The sequence below is a fragment of the Thalassobaculum fulvum genome, assembly GCF_014652915.1.
Classification (GTDB): Bacteria; Pseudomonadota; Alphaproteobacteria; order Thalassobaculales; family Thalassobaculaceae; genus Thalassobaculum_A; species Thalassobaculum_A fulvum.
On sequence record NZ_BMZS01000001.1, the window covers coordinates 462311 to 478125 of the forward strand.

The window sequence follows — 15815 nt, forward strand, 5'->3', positions numbered from 1 at the left end:
GACGGCCGCGCCGGTACCCCGGAAGGTAAATCGAAATTGGTAGATTTACAATCTATGTGCGAAACGCGAATCGCCTTTCGGCAATGCAAAAGGGGCGCCCGACGGGCGCCCCCTTCCGACCCGGCCGCGGTGCGGCCGCGCGGGTCGCGGTGTCAGTAGCGATAGGCCTCGGACTTGAACGGGCCCTGCGGCGTGACGCCGATGTAGGACGCCTGCTCCTCCGAGAGCTTCGAGAGGTTGGCGTTGATCTTCTTCAGGTGCAGCTCGGCGACCCGCTCGTCGAGCTTCTTCGGCAGCACGTAGACCTTCTTCTCGTAGTTGGCGTGGTTCTTCCAGAGCTCGATCTGGGCCAGCACCTGGTTCGAGAACGACGCGCTCATCACGAAGCTCGGGTGGCCGGTGGCGCAGCCGAGGTTGACCAGCCGGCCCTCGGCCAGCACCAGCAGGCGCTTGCCGTCCGGGAACACGACCTCGTCGACCTGCGGCTTGACGTTCTCCCACTTGAAGTTCCGCAGGGCGCCGATCTGGATCTCGTTGTCGAAGTGACCGATGTTGCAGACGATCGCCCGGTCCTTCATGGCGCGCATGTGGTCGATGGTGATGACGTCGCGGTTGCCGGTGGCGGTCACGAAGATGTCGGCGACCGGGGCGGCCTCCTCCATCGTGACCACCTGGTAGCCCTCCATCGCCGCCTGCAGCGCGCAGATCGGGTCGACCTCGGTCACGATCACCCGGGCGCCGGCGTTGCGCAGGCCCTGGGCCGAGCCCTTGCCGACGTCGCCGTAGCCGGCCACGACCGCGACCTTGCCGGCGAACATCACGTCGGTCGCCCGGCGGATGCCGTCGGCCAGGCTCTCGCGGCAACCGTACAGGTTGTCGAACTTCGACTTGGTGACGCTGTCGTTCACGTTGATGGCCGGGACCGCCAGGGTGCCCTTCTTGGCCATCTCATAGAGCCGGTGCACGCCGGTCGTGGTCTCCTCGGAGACGCCGCGCACGTCCTTCATCAGCTCCGGGAACTTCTCGTGCATCATCAGCGTCAGGTCGCCGCCGTCGTCCAGCAGCATGTTCGGGCGCCAGCCGTCCTTGCCGACGATGGTCTGCTCGATGCACCACTCGTACTCCTCCTCGGTCTCGCCCTTCCAGGCGAACACCGGGATGCCGGCGGCGGCGATCGCCGCGGCGGCGTGGTCCTGGGTCGAGAAGATGTTGCAGGACGACCAGCGGATCTCGGCCCCGAGCTTCACCAGTGTCTCGATCAGCACGGCGGTCTGGATGGTCATGTGCAGGCAGCCGGTGATCCGCGCGCCCTTCAGCGGCTGCGACGGGCCGTACTCCTCGCGGATCGCCATCAGGCCGGGCATTTCGGTCTCGGCGATCGCGATCTCGCGGCGGCCCCAGTCGGCCAGCTTGATGTCGGCGACTTTGTAGTCGGTGAACTCGGCCATGAACGGCTCCTTGTGCGGGTAGGGTCGACGGGCAGCCGGAGGCCACCCGAATCCGGCACGGATTTGGTCGGGGTCCGTTTCGGATGTGGCTCGGGGGCTGGCGTATACCAAGACGGGCGCCCTTCGGCAAGGCGACCCGGCGGAACCCCCTGGCGGGGCGGGCGGCTCGATCCGCCCGGAAGGCCCGCGAATCCGCCGATTCGCGCGTTCCTCCCGCGCCCCGGCCGGGTCCGGGCCTTGCGGCGGTCGACGGGCGCGCAGGGGCGGTCGACAGTCAGATCGGGGTGGACATCGGCGCCGGCAATGTCGTCACATCGACGCCCCTCTCCGACGCCGCCGCCGACATTGGCGCCGAGGTCGGCGAGGAGGTCTACGTGGTCGTCAAGGCCTCCCGGGCGATGCTCGCCATCGACCTGGCATCCGGCCGCGGCGGCGTCCCTGAGGAGATCCCATGCCGCGCCTCGCCGTCGCCCGCTTCTCGCACGAGGGCAACTCGTTCTCGCCGGTCCTGACCAGCCTGGACGAATTCGCCCGCGAATGGTACCGCGGCCAGGAGGCCGAGGCAGTCTACCGCGGCACCGCGACCGAGGGCGGCGGCGCCGTCGCCTTCCTCGACGCGCACCCGGAATGGCAGGGCAGCTACCTGCGCATGACCGGCGCGACCCCGGCCGGGCCGGTCACCCGCGAGGCCTACGAGGCGATCGTCGGCGAGATCGTCGCCGATTTGCGCGACGGCGCCCCGAACGGCGAGCGCTGGGACGCGGTGTTCCTGTCGCTGCACGGCGCCATGCTGGTCGAGGGCATGGACTTCGCCGACTACGAGACCATCCGGCGGGTGCGCGAGGCGATCGGCCCGGACATGCCGTTCGGGGTCAGCTTCGACCTGCACGCCAACCTCGACCCGCGGATCGCCGGCCTGGTCACCGCTGCCGCCGGCTTCAAGGAGCACCCGCACATCGACATGGCGGAGACCGCCGAAAGGGTGCTCGCCATGCTCGACCGCGCGGTGAAGGGCGAGATCCGGCCGGTCGGGCACATCGCCAAGCTCGACGCGATCCTGCCGAGCATCAACATGCGCACCGCCGAGGGACCGATGGCCGAGCTGGAGGCGTACGCCCGCGGGCTGGAGTTCGACCCACGGATCCTCGACGCCACGCCGTTCGGCGGGTTCTCGTACGGCGACACCGCCGTGGCCGGGGCCGGCGCCATGGTGTTCGCCGACGGTGACGCCGACCTGGCGCGCCGGGCGGCCGAGAGCGTGGTCGCCGAGATGCGGCGCCGGCTCGACCGGTTCTACATCGCGCTGCCGACCGCCGAGGAGGGCATCGCCGAGGCGCTGCGCTGCGACCGGCACCCAGTGGCCGTCGTCGATGCCGGCGACAACCCGCTGTCCGGCGGGATCGCCGATACGCCGGAGATGCTGCGCGCCCTGCTGGCCGCCGATCCGCAGGTGCCGGTGGTGTTCGCGTTCATCGCCGACCCGGGGGTGGTGGAACGCTGCCGGGCGGCCGGCGTCGGCGGCGCGGTCGACGGCGTTCTCGGCGGCCGGATCAGCCCGGACTTCGGCGATCCGGTGCCGTTCGCCGGGACGGTGCTGCGGCTGACCGACGGCAACTTCGTGAATTCCGGCCCGATGATGCACGGGCTGCCGAACTCGCTCGGGCCGACGGCGGTGATCGGCGTCGGCAACGTGAGCATCGTCGTCACCAGCGTCTGCGGCTCGGCCAACGACCCGGCGTTCTTCGCGCTGCACGGCATCGATCCCGCCGAGGTCGCGGTGCTGTGCGTCAAGGCCAAGAACCATTTCCGGGCGGCCTTCACCGCGATCTGCCCGGTGATGATCGACATCGACGCCCCCGGCCCGGCGGCGCTGGAGATTCCCCGCTTCCCGTTCCGCCGGGCGCCGAGGACGCTCTACCCGCTGCGGGGCGGCTGAGTCCGGGCTCCCGGGCCGATTGCGGGCTACGCGACCGCCAGGGCGGCCGCGGTCTCCAGCGACACGGGCTCGTCGGAGAGCAGGGCCGATGTCGCCTCGTCCTCCCAGCGCAAGGCATCCAGGCTGACCGGCCGGCTGGCCTGCAGCCGATGCTCCAGGACGAAGCGGGCCAGCAGCAGCCGGCTGGCGTCGCCGCCGTCGGCGCCGAGACGGACACCTTCCGCGGCCAGCAGGGCCGCGGTCATGGCGTGGTAGAGCTGGCCGGCCGCGAGCCGGCAGAACCGCTCGTTCTCCGGCGCCGACGCCACCTCCTCGGCGAACCGGACGGCGTCCGCGATGCCGTGCCGGAGGCGGGTCCGGAACTGCCCCGGCAGCCCGCCGGCATCGCCCAGCCGCTCCTCCAGGTCGTCGCGCAGGGCCCGGTGCGCGCCGTTCTTGGCGACCGCCCGCTGGACCGCGTCGAGGGCGTTGATGTTGCTGGTGCCCTCCCAGATCAGGCCGAGATGGGCGTCGCGCACCAGCCGGGCGTTCGGCCAGTCCTCGATGTAGCCGTTGCCGCCGCGCGCCTCCATCGCGCCGGTCGCGACCGTGACGTTGTCCCGGCAGGCCCGGTACTTGGCGATCGGCGTCACCATGCGCAGCACGGCCTGGGCCGATTCGTCGTCCGACGCGCTCATGGCGGCGGCATACATCATGGTCGACAGCGCCTGCTCGGTCGGGACCATCAGCTTCATGAGCTGGCGGCGCATCAGCGGGTGGTCGATCACGGCGCGGCCGAACGCGTTGCGGTGGCGGCTGGCCTGCAGCGCCTCGTTCAGGCAGCGCCGCATCATCCCGGCGGCGCGGGTCAGGTGCGAGACCCGGCTCGAGTTGACCATCACCAGCATCTGCTTGAGACCGCGGTCGAGCTCGCCGAGCTGGTAGGCGACCGCGCCCTCGAAGACGATCTCGCCGCTGGCCATCGAGCGGCTGCCGAGCTTGTCCTTGAGCCGGACGATCCGGTAGCCGTTGCGCGACCCGTCGTCGAGGGTCTTGGGCAGCAGGAACAGCCCGAGGCCCCGGCTGCCGGCCGGTGCGCCCTCGGGCCTGGCCAGCAGTACCGCCAGCTCGGCATCGACGTTCGAGCAGAACCACTTCTCGCCCCACAGCCGCCAGTGGTCGCCGTCGCGCACCGCGACCAGCTCGTTGGCGCCGACGTCGGAACCGCCGGCCTTCTCGGTCATGAACTGCGCGCAGCGCTGCAGCCGGTCGAGATCCTGGGTCCACATCGCGTCGAGGTACTTGGCCCGCAGTTCCTCGCTGCCGAACAGGTCGACCAGGGTCGACGAGCTGTCGGTCAGGTTGACCGGGCACAGCAGCCCGAACTCGGCCTGCGCGAACAGGTAGTGGAAGACGTACTTGGCGAGCGGCGGCATCGCTGCCGGCCAGCCGAGCACGCCGGCCCGGTGCGACATGGCGTGCATCCCGAACCGGCCGTAGGCGATCTCCTCCATGGCCCGGTAGGCCGGATGGACCTCGATCCACTCCTCATCGCGGCCGAACCGGTCGCGCTGGTGCAGGACCGGCTGGTGGCGCTCCGCGAGGTCCGCCAGTTCGCCCAGCCGGCCGCCGGCGAGCCCGCCGAGCTCGTCGAGATGCGGTTCCAGATGCGCCAGCAGCGGCGCGTCCATGTACAGCGACAGCAGCCCGCGCAGGCCGCGGTCGACCCGGAAATAGTTGAGCCCGCGGGTGGTCGGCGCCACGGCGGCCGACCGGGCCGCCGCCGCCGCGCGGCCGACCAGGGCCGGCCGGCGGCTGTCCTGCGTCGCTTCGGTCCCGTGGGCGATCGCGCTGGCGTGGTTCATGGTCGTCTCACTCCCGTCGATGGGCACGTCATCCGGTCCGGCGATCTGCGCCACCCGGTCTGCGTGCGATGTGTTCGTTGACGCAACGGTAGGATTGCCGTGTGGGCCGGACAAACGACTTGTTCGTTCAATGAATTGAGTCAAACTCAAAGCATGTCCGGGCGACGTCTCCCTCCGCTGCATGCCATCCGCGCCTTCGAGGCGGCGGCCCGCCATCGCTCGATGACCCATGCGGCCGACGAGCTGTCGGTGACGCCGGGCGCGGTCAGCCGTCACATCCGTGGGCTGGAGGAGCGGCTGGAGCGGACGCTGTTCGTCCGGCACGCGACCGGGTTGACGCTGACCGCCGCCGGCGAGGCACTCGCCGAGGCGGCGCGCGACGGGCTCGACCGCATCGCCGACGCCGTCAGCGGCATCCGCCATCGCCGGTTCCGGCGGTTGACGGTCGGGGTGTACGGCTTCTTCGCCTCGCGCGTGCTGCTGCCGCTGTGGTCCGACCTGGTGGCGGCGCATCCCGACCTGGCGGTCGACCTGCACACCAGCCTGGACCCGCTCGACCTGCTGCCGGGACGCTACGACGCGGTGGTCGCCGTGTCGGACACCGCGCCGCGCACCGGGCTGGTGAAGCATCCGCTGTTGCCGATCGCGACGGTGCCGGTGTGCGCGCCCGGCTGGCTGGAGAACGGGCCGCCGGACTTCGCCGCGGTGCCGCTGCTGCACGCCCGCCCGCGGCCCGAGGACTGGCGGCGCTGGCTCGACGAGGCCGGGCTCAAGCACGTCGGGATCCCGGGCGGCAGCTCGTTCGAGAGCATCGGCCTCGCGATCGACGCCGCCGCCGCCGGCCTCGGCTTCGCCATGGCGATCGAGGCGCTGCTGGCGCCCGACCTGGCGCGCGGGACGATCGCAGTGGCGCACCCGGCGGTCCGGCGGACCCGGCGGCATTTCGTCCTGCATTACGAGACCCGGCTGGCCGGCGACCCGGCCCTGGCGACCCTGGCGGACTGGCTGCGCGACCGGGTCGCCGGGCGGGCGGGCTTTCGGGCCGACGCGCCGGGCTAGGCGCTGCCGGCGCCCGCGGGTCGGGCCAGCGACGGCACGCAGACCCGGCGGCCGGAGCCGAGGGTCTCGACCCGTACCTCGACGCCGTACACCGCGCTCAACGCCGCTTCCGTCAGTACGGTGTCCGGCGGGCCGATCTCGCGAATGCGGCCGTCCTGTAGCAGCGCCACCCGGTCGCCGACCGCGAAGGCGTGGTCGGGATCGTGGGTCGACAGCACGATGCCGAGGCCGCGGTCGGCGAGCCGGCGGATCTCCGACAGCACCAGGGCCTGGTTGCCGAAGTCCAGGCTGGCGGTTGGCTCGTCCATGACCAGCAGCGGCGCTTCCTGGGCCAAGGCCCGGGCCACCAGCACCAGCTGCCGCTGGCCGCCGGACAGGTCGGTGTAGGGCGATGCGGCGCGGTCGGCGAGCCCGACCGAGGCCAGGGCCTCGGCCGCGGCCGCGTGGTCGGCCCTGCCCGGCTGGGCGAACGGGCCGAGCCGGGCGGTCCGGCCCATCAGCACCACCTCGTGGGCGGTGAACGGGAACACCGGGGCATGGGCCTGCGGCACGTAGGCGGCGCGCCGGCCGATCTCGCCGCGCGGCAGCCGGTCCAGCGGATCGCCAGCCAGGCGCACGGTGCCGCCATGGGCCGGCAGCAGGCCGAGCAGGGTGCGGAACAGGGTGGTCTTGCCGGAGCCGTTCGGGCCGAGCAGGCACAGCACCTCGCCGGCGGCGACCGCCAGGTCGATGTCGCGCCCGACCTCGCAGCCCGGATAGCCGGTCGCCAGCCCCTCCGCCTCGACCAGGGCGCTCACGACCAGCTGCGCCTTCCGCGCGCCAGCAGCCACAGGAAGAACGGCGCGCCGATGGCCGCGGTCAGGATGCCGAGCGGCACCTCGGCGGTGCCGATGGTCCGCGCGAGGGTGTCCACGACCAGCATGTACAGCGCGCCCAGCAGTACGGCGACCGGCAGCAGCCGGCCGAAGCCCGGTCCGACCAGCATGCGGGCGACGTGCGGGATCACCAGCCCGACCCAGCCGACCACCCCGGCGATCGCCACCACGCTGGCGGTGATCAGGGTGGCGCACAGGATCACCCCGGCGCGCAGCCGCCGGACCTCGACCCCGAGCGCCCGCGCCTCGTCGTCGCCGAGCGCCAGCACGTTGATCCGCCAGCGCAGCAGCACCAGCGGCAGCAGCCCGAGCACGACCGCCGGCAGCGCCGGGGCGAGGTCGTCCGTGCGGATCGAGGCCAGGCTGCCGAGCAGCCAGAAGGTGATCGCCGGCAGCTGGTCGTAGGGATCCGCCAGCACCTTCAGCAGCGACGTGGCAGCACCCGCCAGCGCCCCGACCACGACGCCGGCCAGCACCAGCACCAGCACCGGGTCGCGGCCGCGCACCGCCGCGGCAACGCCGGCGACCAGGGCGACGCAGGCGAGGCCGCCGGCGAACGCCATGCCCTGGATCGCCGCCACCGGTAGCGACAGGAAGATCCCGAGCACCGCGCCCAGCCCGGCGCCGGCCGACACGCCGAGGATGTCGGGCGACACCAGCGGGTTGCGGAACAGGGTCTGGTAGCAGGTGCCGGCGGCCGCCAGCGCGCCGCCGACCAGCAGCGCCGCGCCGATCCGCGGCAGCCGGATCGCGAACACCACGGTGTCGACGGTGTCTCCGCGCGCCGGCACGCCGGTGACGCGGTCGGTGACGACGCCGAGCACCTGGCCGAGGGTCATCGGGTAGGGCCCGATCAGCACGGCGATCGGGATCGCGACCGCCAGCAGCACCGCCAGGACGGCGACCGCGCCGGGCGAGGCGAAGGCCGGCCGGCTCAGGGCGCCCGCCCGTCGGCCCATTCGATCAGCCGGTCCAGCTCCGGCCCGCCGAGGTCGACATGGTAGTACAGGCGGTAGAAGTCGCGGGTCTCGGCCCTGAGGTCGGCCGGGAATCGGTCCGGGTAGAACAGCCCGGCCAGCCACTTCAGCCCCATCATCCGGTTCAGCGACGGCGGCCGGTCGATCCAGCCGAACGGCGCGGTCGGCGACAGGTAGACCCGGCCGCGCTTCACCGCGGCAATGCCGGCCCACAGCGGGTCGCGCCGGACGGCCCGGTAGAAGTTGCGGTCCCAGGTCACGATGGTGTCGGGGTCGGCGACGATCACCTGCTCGATCGAGGCCTGCACCAGCCCGCGCCGCCCGTCGCCCGGGTCGGCGACGTTGCGGCCGCCGGCCCGCTCGATGATCTCGGTGTTGATCGAGCCCTTGAGCCCGGTCTCCAGCCCGTCGGGGCCGCGGGCCAGATAGACCCTCGGCCGCTGCGCTTCCGGAACTTCGGCGAGCGCCCTGTCGAGACCGACGAAGGTTGCCTCGACGTCGCGCGCCAGGGTCTCGCCGCGGTCCGCCACGCCGAGCGCGGCGCCCATGGCCCGCAATGACGCGGCGGTGTTTTCGAATCGGCCGTCGAACAGCAGGTAGGGGATGCCCGTCTGTTCCTGCACCCGGTCGGCCAGGGAGACGTAGGTGTCGCGCACCGAGCCGAAGTCGACGATCAGGTCGGGCTTGAGGCGCAGCACCAGCTCCAGGTTGGCGTCGCCGCCGCGCCCGGTCAGGCGTCCGGTCTCCGGCAGGTCGCGGTACGGCTCGGCGACGTAGGGCCGCTCCTCATTCCGAAGCGCCCGCGGCCAGCCGAGCAGCGCGTCGGGCTTCAGCACGTAGACCAGCACCGAGGCGGGCGGGCCGGCGGCGAACACTCGGGTCACGGTGTCCGGCACCTCGACCCGGCGACCGGCGGAGTCGGTGACGGTGCGGGCGGCGGCGGGCAGCGCCGCCAGCAGCAGCGCCAGGAACAGCAGGAGCGGCCGAGCCATGGGTTCCGTCCGTCAGTCGTCCGTCACGAAGCCGTGGGCGTCGAGCACCGCCCGGCCCTCGGGCGCCAGTATAGCGAGCGCCAGCGGCCGGACCGAGCGCGGGGCGTCGCGCCGGACCGCAAGGGCATAGGATGCAGCCACCGACAGGGTCGGCGGCGGCTCGACGATCCCGAGCGCCGGATTGTCCGCCACCGCCTGCAGGGCGTTGGTGCGGTAGGTCAAGAACAGCTCGGCCTGCCCGCTGTCGACCAGCCAGGCGTAGACATGGCGGCCCGGCGGCGGCGCCGGCGGTACTTTGCCGCCGGTCAGCACCCGGGCCTTCGCCACCAGGGCGGCCCGTGCGCCCGGGCGAACCGTCTCGGCGGCGGCAAACAGCTTCCAGGCATAGTCGCCGGACGGGTCGGCGCCCGGTGTCGAGGTGCCGACGGTGACAGCGGGATCGAGCAGGCGATCGAGCAGGTCGGTGGGGCCGACGTTCAGGCCGGGACGGACAAGGGCGCACAGGGCGTTGCTGGCGAACCGGGCGACCGCGCCGGCCCAGCCCGCCCTCGCCAGCGCCACCGGGTGGCCGAGATCGGCCGACAGGAACAGGTCGCAGGGCTCGCCGGCGGCGATCCGGCGGCGCAGCAGGCCGGACGGGCCGAACACGGTCGCGACGTCGTGACCGAGCTTGGCCGTCAGGTCGGCGACGGCGCCGGCCAGGCTGCCGGCGGCCCACAGTGCCGGACGGCCGGCGCCGGTCATCGCCCGACCGGCTTGGCCAGGTCCATCGAGGTCGGCTCGCTGAACCCGGGATGCGCCGTGCGGCCGGTCTCGACGAAGCCGAGCCCCTGGAACATCCGGATGTTGTCGGTCAGCGCCAGGCGCACCCCGATGGAGATCCGGTCGGCGCCGGCCTCGGCCGCGAACCGCTCGACCGCCGCGACCAGGGCGGCGCCGACGCCGCGTCCCTGGCACTCGGGCCGGACCGCCAGCCGGCCGAGATACATGGCGTCGCCCTTGCGGTCGGCGCAGACCGCCCCGATCGCCCGGCCGTCGGAATCCTCGGCCAGGAACACCGCCCCGTCCGCGAGCCGGCGCCCGATACTGTCGACGGTCTCCTTCAGGGCGGCAGACGGCGGCACCAGGTTGCCCTCGTAATGCCCGAACACCTCGTGGATGACCGCCAGCGCTTCCGGCAGCCGCTCCGGCCCGTCCAGCCGGACGACCCGGAACGCCGGCTCGCTCACACCGCGCCCCGCAGTCGGTCGCCGACCTCACCCATGCGCTCGGCCTCCAGGTTGGCGAAGGCGAGCCTGAGGTAGTCGTCCTGGCCGGGGCCGAACACCGTGCCAGGCAGCGCCAGCACCCCGTGCTCCTGGGCCAGTCGTTTGGCCACCGCCGCCGCGGTCTCGCCGACGAACGGGTGGCGCAGATAGGCGAAGTAGGCGCCGGTCGACACCAGTTCGAAGCCGAGGTTGCCGCTCGCGAACACCTCCAGCAGGGCCTCGCGCCGGCCGGCCATCATGGCGCGCTTGCCGTCGGCCCACGGCAGCAGGTGCTGCAGGGCATAGAGGGCGCCGTCCTGGGCGATCCGCGAGGTGCAGATCGAGATCGTGTCCATCAGCTTGGCGACCTGCTCGACGAACTTGGCGCCGGCGACGATCGAGCCGACCCGGTAGCCGGTCAGGCTGAACGCCTTCGAGAAACTGTAGAGCTGGATCACCGTGTCGCCCCAGGCCGGGTCGCGGAACAGGTCGTGGCGCGGTTCGCCCGGATCCAGGAAGTCCTTGTAGGTCTCGTCCAGCACCAGGGCGATGGAGTACTCGGCGCACAGGTCGCGGAACTGCGCCAGCACCGCCGGCGGGATCACCGCGCCGGTCGGGTTGTTCGGGGTGACCAGCACCAGCGCCTTGGTGTTCGGCCCGATCAGCCTGGCGGCGTCGGCCGGGTCCGGCACGCCGCCGCGGTCCGGGCGGAACGGCAGGTGCACGGCGGTGACGCCGAGCGCGTCCAGCCACATCTGATGATTGAAGTAGTAGGGCAGCGGCAGGATCACCTCGTCGCCGCGCCGGGCCAGCGCCATCAGCGCCAGGCTGTAGGCCTGGTTGCAGCCGGCGGTGACCAGCACGTTTTCGGCGCCGATCGTTCCGCCGTAGACGCCCGCCATGTGCCCGGCCAGTGCGGTGCGCAGCGGCGCGATGCCGGTGATCGCGGTGTACTGCGCGGTCTCGAACAGCTTCACCCGCTCGGCCAGGTGCTCGCGCAGCGCCTCGGCCGGCGGATAGCTCGGCACCGCCTGGCACAGGTCGAGCAGCGGCCGGTGCGCGGGCCAGGTCCGCCCGGCGACCCAGCCCTTGGCCTCGGCGATCGGCGGCTCGACGACGGAGACGACGTCGGGATTGGCGGCATAGCTCATGGCGGAGACCGGCTGGAGGAACGACCGGCGGAGAGTACGGCGGGCGCTGGTGACGGGCACCAAATTTCTGCCGCCCGTCGGTTCGTGGGTCCCGGAGCCGCCCGCTGCCGCGGACTCTCCGGGATGACGAGTATTTGTGAAGGCTACCCCCGTATCGTCATCCCGGAGGGGCTGCGCGAGCAGCCGGCTCCGGGACCCATGAAGCGACGGGCCGCCTTAGCGCACCCCCTCGGCCTCCAGCCAGCCGAGCAGCCGGTCCACGTCGGCGGTGTCGTTGAACAGGTGCAGCGAGCAGCGCACCCGGCCCTGGCCGTCCCACAGGTGGATGCGGGCGGCGGCGGCGCGGGCGACGATGGCGGCGTTGTCGGGGTGGGCGAAGGCGACGTTGCCGGCGCGCTCCGCCGCCGGCTGCGGGGTGATCATCTCCAGCCCGCGCGCCGCCAGGCCGTCATGCAGCCGGGTCGCCAGCCCTTCGACATGGGCGGCGATCGCCGGGATGCCGTAGCCGGCCAAGTAGTCGAGCGAGGCCTTCAGCAGGTAGACGTCCAGGTGGTTGGAGTTGCCGGCCTGGGCGCGCCGGGCGTCCGGGTGCGGCAGGTAGGCCGAGTGGTCCGCGGTGTCGGTGCCCGAGCACCAGCCGACCGCCAGCGGCTCGAAGTCCGGCCGGCGTGCCCGGTTCCAGGCCAGCACGCCCATCTGGGTGGCGCACAGGTACTTGTAGCAGCTCGACACCGTGACGTCGGCGAGGCGTCCGTCGACCGGCACCACCCCGAGGGCGTGGCTGGCGTCGACGATCAGCATGGTGCCCTGGGGCAGCCCGGCCGCCAGCGCCGCGACGTCGACCCGCTGGCCGGTCAGCGAGGTGACCTGGCTGACGTAGACCGCCCGGGTGCGGGCGTCACAGGCCGCGAGCAGGTCCGCCGGCTCGATCCGCCAGCCGCGCCCCGGCACGATCCGCGGCTCGACGCCGAGCTGGCCGAGCCGCAGCATCGAATGCCGGCCGGAGGCGTAGTCGAGCGCCGACACCACCACGTTGTCGCCGGGGCGCCAGTCGATCGCCGACAGCGCCCGGGCGATGCCCTCGGAGGCGCTGCCGATCAGGGCGTGGTCGGCGGCCGGCAGCCCGGTCAGCGCCGCCAGCCGCTCCTTGGCCTGCATCCCGACCTGCCAGTGCCGCTGGTAGCCGGCGGCGCCGTCGGCCTTGTCGGCGGCATAGGCCTCGAAGGCGGCGCGGTGCGCCGTCAGCAGCGGCGGCTGGCCGCCGGTGGCGAGGTGGGTGCGGCCGTCTTGCAGGCCGATGAAGTCGGATTTCGGTGCGAGCATGGGGCGCGTGGGGTCAGGGGACGGGAACCGCCATCCTGCCCGAGATTGCGGGGGAGGGGAGACCGATCTTTTGCTTCGGCGCCCGTCGCGTCGTGGGTCCCGGCTCGTCGCTGCGCGCCGTCCGGGATGAGGGCCAATCACCAGGCCTCATCCCGGCCGCAGCGGCGGAGCCGCGGAGAGCCGGGACCCACGACGCGACGGGCGCCCGTCAACGCGCGGCCAACTCGGTCATTGTCAATTTCGTCCAGCGAAACGACACTTCACCCAAAATCGACGTGACTCGAGGGAGGCAATCCATGGATGGAAGCGACGCGCAATCGGTGCTGCTGCGCCGGGAAGGGGCGGTGGCGGTCGTCACCCTGAACGAGCCGGCGTCGCTGAACGCGCTGTCGGCCGGCATCAAGGCCGGCATCGAGACGATCGTGCCGGAACTGGTCGCCGACCCCGAGGTCCGGGCCATCGTACTGACCGGCGCCGGCCGGGCGTTCTGCGCCGGCGGCGACATCCGGGCGTTCGACCAGCGCGACACCACGGCGATGCGGCTGCGCATGCAGCGCACCTACCGCTGGCTGATCCCGCTGATGACCGCCGACAAGCCGATCGTCACCGCAGTCAACGGCGTCGCCGCCGGCGCCGGGTTCTCGCTGGCGCTGGCCGGCGACATCGTCTGCGCCTCGACCGAGGCCCGCTTCAAGCCGGGTTTCCCGGGCATCGGCGCGGTGCCCGACCTGTCGCTCGCCTGGACCCTGCCGCGCGCGGTCGGGATGGTGCGGGCCAAGGACATCCTGCTGTTCAACCGCGAGGTCCAGGCCATGCAGGCCCACGACATCGGAATGGTCGCCCATCTCGCCGACCCGGACTCGCTGATGGACACCGCGCTGTCGCTGGCGGCCAAGCTGGCCGAGGGGCCGAGCCTGGCGTTCGGCCTGACCAAGCAGCTGCTGCAGCGGGCCTACGAGCTGCCGCTGGAAGGCTTCCTGGAGCTGGAGGCGATGGCCCAGACCACGGCGTTCGGCAGCGCCGACTTCGCCGAGGGCGTGCAGTCCTTCCGCGACAAGCGCAAGCCGGCCTTCAAGGGCGGCTGAGCGGCGCGTTTGGGTCCCGGATCTCCGCGGCGATGCCGCTGCGTCCGGGATGAGGCAGGAACGGAAAGCACATCCCGCTTCCCTCATCCCGGACGGGCGCGCCGCAGGCGGGGCCGATCCGGGACCCATCCCGAGCCCCGTCAGGAATGACGGCAACTGGGGGATAGGCGGCGCGACGCTTCCCCTACTATCGTCATCCCGGACGGGTGCGCCGCAGGCGGAACCGATCCGGGACCCACCCGCCGCCGCGACCGCCCGATGCCGCTTCCCACCACCGAGACTCGCATGACTGCACCCGCCCCACTGATCCGCGCGCCCGGGTTCGCCGGCGAGGAGCTCGTCGACTTCGGCGCTCGGATCGCCGCCAACGCCGTCGCCTTCCCGGACAAGCCCGCCGTCGTCGACGAGGACCGCACGCTCACCTGGCGCGAATTCGGCGCCCTGGTGGCGCGGATCGCCGGCCGGCTGGCGGCGGCCGGGGTCGGGCGCGGCGACAACGTGGCCAGCCTGGCGGAGAACTCGGCCGCTCACGTCGCCCTCTATGCCGCGGTGCTGAGCGCCGGCGCCTGCATGGTGCCGCTGCCGTTCAGCGCCACGCCCGACGCGCTGCGCCGGATGCGCGACGACAGCGGGGCGCGGCTGCTGTTCGCCTCGCCCGGAAGGCTGGAGACCGCGAACGGCCTCGGCGCGGAACAGGTGGTCGACCTCGCCGCGATCGAGGAGTGGAGCAAGGACGCCGTCCCGCTGGCCCCGGCGGCGGTGCGGCCCGAGGACCCGTTCAACATCATCTACTCCAGCGGCACCACCGGAACGCCCAAGGGCATCGTCCACCAGCACTTCTTCCGCTCGCGCCAGATCCGCCGGTTCGCCACCCTCGGCATCGGGCCGGACTCCACGATCCTGGTCTCGACCCCGCTGTACTCGAACACCACCCTGGTGGTGCTGCTGCCGACGCTCGCCTGGGGCGGCACCGTGGTCACGATGGGGCGCTTCGACACCAAGAAGTTCCTGGCGCTCAGCCAGCGGCACCGGGTGACCGAGGCGATGCTGGTGCCGGTGCAGTACATGCGGCTGATGGACGAGCCCGAGTTCGACCGCTTCGACCTGTCGTCCTACCGCTGCAAGTTCTCGACCTCCGCACCGCTGCCGGGCCCGCTGATCGAGCGGGTGATGGCGCGCTGGCCGGGCAACCTGCTCGAGGTCTACGGCATGACCGAGGGCGGCATCTCGACCCTGCTCGACTGCGCGGCGCACCCGACCAAGTGGGACACCGCCGGCCTGCCCTCGGCGGGTGCGGACGTGCGGATCATCGACGAGCACGGCAACCAGCTTCCGCCGGGCGCGTTCGGCGAGATCGTCGGGCGCTCGGGCGCGATGATGCAGGGCTACTTCAACGCGCCGGACAAGACCGCCGAGATGGTCTGGCGCAGCCCGGAGGGCGACGATTTCATCCGCTCCGGCGACATGGGGCGGTTCGACGAGGACGGCTTCCTGCAGCTGCTCGACCGCAAGAAGGACATGATCATCTCCGGCGGCTTCAACATCTACGCCGCCGACCTCGAGGCGGTGCTGCGCCGCCACCCCGACGTCGCCGACGTGGCGGTGATCGCGATCCCGAGCCGGGAGTGGGGCGAGACCCCGCTCGGCCTCGTCGTGCCGAAGCCGGGGGCGGCGGCCGACGCGCAAGCGATCCGGGACTGGGCGAACGGGCAACTCGGCAAGACCCAGCGGCTGTCGGCGGTCGAGCTGCGCGACGATCTGCCGAGGAGCGAGATCGGGAAGATCCTCAAGCGGGAGCTGCGGGCGGTATATTGGGGGTAGGGGGCGAGACCGGCGGCACCCCCGGCCGGAACCGACCCCCTCTCGTCATTCCGGAGC

13 protein-coding genes are annotated in these 15815 nt (G+C 72.5%); 4 read left to right on the forward strand and 9 right to left on the reverse strand.

Going from position 1 to position 15815, the window contains the following annotated elements; translation table 11 throughout:
* Positions 1 to 152: 152 nt before the first annotated feature.
* A complete protein-coding gene (ahcY, locus tag IE246_RS02045; protein WP_189987239.1) occupies positions 153 to 1448 on the reverse strand; it encodes an adenosylhomocysteinase in 1296 nt (431 codons plus the stop codon).
* Positions 1449 to 1899: 451 nt separating this feature from the next.
* Here ahcY and IE246_RS02050 point away from each other — a divergent pair, with 451 nt between their 5' ends.
* Positions 1900 to 3384 (forward strand): M81 family metallopeptidase, encoded by a 1485-nt coding sequence (locus IE246_RS02050; protein WP_189987240.1) that lies wholly within the window; start codon positions 1900 to 1902, stop codon positions 3382 to 3384.
* 26 nt (positions 3385 to 3410) lie between these two features.
* Here the strand turns inward: IE246_RS02050 and IE246_RS02055 are convergent, their stop codons facing one another.
* Positions 3411 to 5228 carry an acyl-CoA dehydrogenase family protein gene (locus IE246_RS02055; RefSeq protein ID WP_189987241.1) on the reverse strand — a complete coding sequence of 606 codons (1818 nt, stop codon included), beginning with the start codon at positions 5226 to 5228 and terminating at the stop codon, positions 3411 to 3413.
* 153 nt (positions 5229 to 5381) lie between these two features.
* Between IE246_RS02055 and IE246_RS02060 the strand changes: the two genes are divergently transcribed.
* Complete coding sequence (locus IE246_RS02060) at positions 5382 to 6287, forward strand: LysR substrate-binding domain-containing protein (RefSeq protein ID WP_189987242.1); 906 nt, start codon at positions 5382 to 5384, stop codon at positions 6285 to 6287.
* Here the strand turns inward: IE246_RS02060 and IE246_RS02065 are convergent.
* The 7 genes from IE246_RS02065 to IE246_RS02095 all read right to left on the reverse strand — a co-directional run bounded on the left by IE246_RS02065 (position 6284) and on the right by IE246_RS02095 (position 12852).
* On the reverse strand, positions 6284 to 7084 hold the full coding sequence (locus IE246_RS02065) for an ABC transporter ATP-binding protein (RefSeq protein WP_229836238.1): 801 nt from the start codon (positions 7082 to 7084) through the stop codon (positions 6284 to 6286). The genes IE246_RS02060 and IE246_RS02065 overlap by 4 nt on opposite strands.
* Positions 7081 to 8121: a FecCD family ABC transporter permease gene (locus tag IE246_RS02070; RefSeq protein WP_189987243.1), complete on the reverse strand. Its 1041-nt coding sequence runs from the start codon at positions 8119 to 8121 to the stop codon at positions 7081 to 7083. Before IE246_RS02070 ends, IE246_RS02065 begins: the two co-directional genes overlap by 4 nt.
* Positions 8097 to 9131 (reverse strand): iron ABC transporter substrate-binding protein, encoded by a 1035-nt coding sequence (locus IE246_RS02075; RefSeq protein WP_189987244.1) that lies wholly within the window; start codon positions 9129 to 9131, stop codon positions 8097 to 8099. Before IE246_RS02075 ends, IE246_RS02070 begins: the two co-directional genes overlap by 25 nt.
* 12 nt (positions 9132 to 9143) lie before the next feature.
* Positions 9144 to 9875 carry a substrate-binding domain-containing protein gene (locus IE246_RS02080; protein ID WP_189987245.1) on the reverse strand — a complete coding sequence of 244 codons (732 nt, stop codon included), beginning with the start codon at positions 9873 to 9875 and terminating at the stop codon, positions 9144 to 9146.
* A complete protein-coding gene (locus tag IE246_RS02085; protein ID WP_189987246.1) occupies positions 9872 to 10360 on the reverse strand; it encodes a GNAT family N-acetyltransferase in 489 nt (162 codons plus the stop codon). The genes IE246_RS02080 and IE246_RS02085 overlap by 4 nt, the downstream gene beginning before the upstream one ends.
* On the reverse strand, positions 10357 to 11589 hold the full coding sequence (locus IE246_RS02090; protein WP_229836240.1) for an aminotransferase: 1233 nt from the start codon (positions 11587 to 11589) through the stop codon (positions 10357 to 10359). The genes IE246_RS02085 and IE246_RS02090 overlap by 4 nt, the downstream gene beginning before the upstream one ends.
* 156 nt (positions 11590 to 11745) lie before the next feature.
* A complete protein-coding gene (locus tag IE246_RS02095) occupies positions 11746 to 12852 on the reverse strand; it encodes an aminotransferase class V-fold PLP-dependent enzyme (RefSeq protein WP_189987247.1) in 1107 nt (368 codons plus the stop codon).
* 296 nt (positions 12853 to 13148) lie between these two features.
* Between IE246_RS02095 and IE246_RS02100 the strand changes: the two genes are divergently transcribed.
* Together IE246_RS02100 and IE246_RS02105 are read left to right on the forward strand one after the other, a co-directional pair.
* A complete protein-coding gene (locus IE246_RS02100; RefSeq protein WP_189987248.1) occupies positions 13149 to 13937 on the forward strand; it encodes an enoyl-CoA hydratase/isomerase family protein in 789 nt (262 codons plus the stop codon).
* A 285-nt stretch (positions 13938 to 14222) separates the two neighbouring features.
* Positions 14223 to 15758: a class I adenylate-forming enzyme family protein gene (locus IE246_RS02105; protein WP_229836242.1), complete on the forward strand. Its 1536-nt coding sequence runs from the start codon at positions 14223 to 14225 to the stop codon at positions 15756 to 15758.
* Positions 15759 to 15815: the final 57 nt, after the last annotated feature.

Bases quoted from the DNA above. Each gene is read 5' to 3' on its own strand.
- IE246_RS02080 (WP_189987245.1), bottom strand. From the start codon at position 9,875: ATGACCGGCGCCGGCCGTCCGGCACTGTGGGCCGCCGGCAGCCTGGCC.
- IE246_RS02075 (WP_189987244.1), bottom strand. From the start codon at position 9,131: ATGGCTCGGCCGCTCCTGCTGTTCCTGGCGCTGCTGCTGGCGGCGCTG.
- IE246_RS02050 (WP_189987240.1), top strand. From the start codon at position 1,900: ATGCCGCGCCTCGCCGTCGCCCGCTTCTCGCACGAGGGCAACTCGTTC.
- ahcY (WP_189987239.1), bottom strand. From the start codon at position 1,448: ATGGCCGAGTTCACCGACTACAAAGTCGCCGACATCAAGCTGGCCGAC.
- IE246_RS02060 (WP_189987242.1), top strand. From the start codon at position 5,382: ATGTCCGGGCGACGTCTCCCTCCGCTGCATGCCATCCGCGCCTTCGAG.
- IE246_RS02055 (WP_189987241.1), bottom strand. From the start codon at position 5,228: ATGAACCACGCCAGCGCGATCGCCCACGGGACCGAAGCGACGCAGGAC.
- IE246_RS02095 (WP_189987247.1), bottom strand. From the start codon at position 12,852: ATGCTCGCACCGAAATCCGACTTCATCGGCCTGCAAGACGGCCGCACC.
- IE246_RS02105 (WP_229836242.1), top strand. From the start codon at position 14,223: ATGACTGCACCCGCCCCACTGATCCGCGCGCCCGGGTTCGCCGGCGAG.
- IE246_RS02100 (WP_189987248.1), top strand. From the start codon at position 13,149: ATGGATGGAAGCGACGCGCAATCGGTGCTGCTGCGCCGGGAAGGGGCG.
- IE246_RS02070 (WP_189987243.1), bottom strand. From the start codon at position 8,121: ATGGGCCGACGGGCGGGCGCCCTGAGCCGGCCGGCCTTCGCCTCGCCC.